We start from the raw sequence: 2,920 nt of genomic DNA on the forward strand, positions 1-2,920 counted from the left end.
GGCCGGCGGCGTCGGCAGCGCGGCCGTACAGCTCGGCAAGGCTGCCGGCGCCACCGTCATCGGCGTCGTCGGCGGCGCGGACAAGCCGGCCGCCGCCCGCGACCTGGGCTGCGACCTCGTCGTCGACCGCCGAGCGGAGGACTTCGTCACCGTCGTCAAGGAGGCCACCGGCGGCCGGGGCGCGGACGTCGTCTACGACCCCGTCGGCGGCGACGCCTTCGCCAAGTCCACCAAGTGCGTCGCCTTCGAGGGCCGCATCGTCGTCGTCGGCTTCGCGAGCGGCACCGTTCCGAGCGCCGCCCTCAATCACGCGCTCGTCAAGAACTACGCGATCATCGGCCTCCACTGGGGCCTCTACAACACCAAGGACCCGGACGCCGTACGGGCCTGCCACAACGACCTCGCCAAGCTCGCCGCCGAAGGCAGGGTCAAGCCGCTCGTCAGCGAACGCCTGCCGCTCGCCGACGCCGCCGACGCCGTGCAGCGCGTCGCCGACGGCACCACCACCGGCCGCGTCGTGATCGAGCCCGGCCTGCCCCAGGAGCGCCGATGACGACGATCGACGCCGACGGACTGCGCCGCCGCACCGCCGCCCTGCTCGCGGCCCACGACCCCGCCACCACCGGTCGCCTCGACTTCCTGCGCGCCCGCTTCGACGCCGGACTCGCCTGGGTGCACTTCCCCGAGGGCCTCGGCGGGCTCGACGCGCCGCGCTCCCTCCAGCCGCTCGTGGAAGGCGAACTCGCGGCGGCGGGCGCCCCCGACAACGACCCGCGCCGCATCGGCATCGGGCTGGGCATGGCAGCCCCCACCATCCTGCGCTACGGCACCGACGAGCAGAAACGGCGCTTCCTGCGCCCCCTGTGGACCGGTGAGGAAGTCTGGTGCCAGCTGTTCAGCGAGCCCGGCGCGGGCTCCGACCTCGCGGCGCTCGCCACCCGCGCCGTACGCGACGGCGACACCTGGACCGTCGACGGGCAGAAGGTCTGGACGTCCGGCGCGCACCTGGCCCGCTGGGCGATCCTCATCGCCCGCACCGACCCCGAGCTGCCCAAGCACCAGGGCATCACCTACTTCGTCTGCGACATGAGCGACCCCGGCGTCGAGGTCCGGCCGCTGCGCCAGATCACCGGGGAGGCCGAGTTCAACGAGGTCTTCCTCACCGGCGTGCGCATCCCCGACGCGCACCGGCTCGGCGGCGTCGGCGAGGGCTGGCGGGTCGCGAGCACCACGCTGATGAACGAACGCGTGGCCATCGGCGGCGCCCGAGTGCCGCGCGAGGGCGGCATGATCGGCGTCGCCGCCGAGACCTGGCGCACCCGCCCCGAACTGCGCACCCACGACCTGCACCAGAGGCTGCTGTCCCTGTGGGTGGAGGCGGAGGTTGCCCGGCTCACCGGCGAACGCCTGCGCCAGCAGCTCGCCGTCGGCCAGCCCGGCCCCGAAGGGAGCGGCCTCAAGCTGTCCTTCGCCCGCCTGAACCAGGAAATCAGCGGCCTGGAAGTCGAGTTGCTCGCCGCTGACGGCCTCGCCTACGACGACTGGACCATGCGGCGGCCCGAGGGCGTCGACTTCACCGGCCGCGACGCCGGCTACCGCTATCTGCGGACCAAGGGCAACTCCATCGAGGGCGGCACCTCGGAGGTCCTGCTCAACATCGTCGCCGAACGCGTCCTCGGCCTGCCGCCCGAGCCGCGCACCGACAAGGACGTCGCCTGGAAGGACCTGCCCCGATGACCGAGCCGGACCTGCTCTACTCGGAGGCCGAGGCCGACCTGCGGTCCGCCGTACGGTCGTTGCTCGCCGACCGGGCCGCGCCCGCCGCCGTCCTCGCCCACAGCGAGACGGACCGCCCGTACGACGCCGCCCTGTGGCGCGTGCTCGCCGCGGAGATGGGAACGGCCGGGCTGCTCGTGCCCGAGAAGCTCGGCGGCCAGGGCGCGGGAGCCCGCGAAACCGCCGTGGTGCTGGAGGAGTTGGGCCGCACCGTCGCGCCTGTGCCGTATCTCACCAGCGCCGTCCTCGCGGTGTCCGCGCTGCTGGCCTGCGACACCGGGCAGGACGTGGTGGCGGAGCCGCTGCGCGCGCTCGCCGAGGGCCGCCGCGTCGGGGCGCTCGCGGTCCCCCTGCCCGCCGCGCCGGGCACGCCCCCGCCGGTGACCGTACGGGCGGACGCCGCCGGGACCCTCAGCGGCGGGGTGGACACGGTCGCGGGCGCGGCCGGCGCCGATCTGCTGCTCGTACGGGCCGACGGCGGCCTCTTCGCCGTCGACGTAGCTGACGCAACGTCAGAGAGTGTACGGGTCACGGGTATCACGCCGCTCGACCGCACCCGTCCGCTCTCCCGCGTCACGCTCGCCGGAGCGCCCGCCCGGCGGATCGCGGGAGAGGAGCGCGCGACGGCGGCCGTCGACGCGGCGCTGCTCGCCGGGGCCGGGCTGCTCGCCTCCGAACAGCTCGGCCTCGCCGAGTGGTGCCTCACCGAAACCGTCCGGTACGCGGGGGAGCGCTATCAATTCGGCCGTCCCATCGGCTCGTTCCAGGCGATCAAGCACCGGCTCGCCGAACTCTGGCTCCAGGTCGCCTCGGCCCGCGCGTCGGCCCGTAACGCGGCCGACGCCCTGGCCGCCCACGGCGCGGGCGGAGCCGAGACGGGCAGTACCGACACGGCCGTCGCCGTAGCCGTCGCGCAGTCCTACTGCGGGCAGGTCGCGGTGCGGGCCGCCGAGGAGTGCGTCCAGCTCCACGGCGGCATCGGCATGACCTGGGAGCACCCCGCGCACCTCTACCTCAAACGAGCCAAGGCCGACCAGATCGCCCTCGGCGCGCCCGGCCGTCACCGCGAGGCCCTGGCCGCCCTGGTGGATCTGCCCGCGCCGTAACGGCATAGCGCGCCACCTCAGGAGGACAGCGCCCGGCC

3 protein-coding genes are annotated in these 2,920 nt (G+C 74.6%); all 3 read left to right on the forward strand.

All coding sequences use genetic code 11. The features are described from left to right. Nucleotides 1-553 (forward strand): zinc-binding dehydrogenase (locus tag ACFU99_RS39615; RefSeq protein WP_384402368.1); only part of this gene is annotated, 553 nt, incomplete at its 5' end. Continuing rightward, nucleotides 550-1,737, forward strand: a complete 1,188-nt coding sequence (locus tag ACFU99_RS39620; protein ID WP_384402371.1) for an acyl-CoA dehydrogenase family protein — start codon at nt 550-552, stop codon at nt 1,735-1,737. The genes ACFU99_RS39615 and ACFU99_RS39620, both read left to right, overlap by 4 nt. Further along, a complete protein-coding gene (locus tag ACFU99_RS39625; RefSeq protein WP_384402374.1) occupies nt 1,734-2,882 on the forward strand; it encodes an acyl-CoA dehydrogenase family protein in 1,149 nt (382 codons plus the stop codon). Before ACFU99_RS39620 ends, ACFU99_RS39625 begins: the two co-directional genes overlap by 4 nt. Nucleotides 2,883-2,920: the final 38 nt, after the last annotated feature.

Origin of the sequence: Streptomyces sp. NPDC057654, from assembly GCF_042800135.1 — a bacterium.
Taxonomy (GTDB): Bacteria; Actinomycetota; Actinomycetes; order Streptomycetales; family Streptomycetaceae; genus Streptomyces.

Bases quoted from the DNA above. Each gene is read 5' to 3' on its own strand.
- ACFU99_RS39620 (WP_384402371.1), top strand. From the start codon at position 550: ATGACGACGATCGACGCCGACGGACTGCGCCGCCGCACCGCCGCCCTG.
- ACFU99_RS39625 (WP_384402374.1), top strand. From the start codon at position 1,734: ATGACCGAGCCGGACCTGCTCTACTCGGAGGCCGAGGCCGACCTGCGG.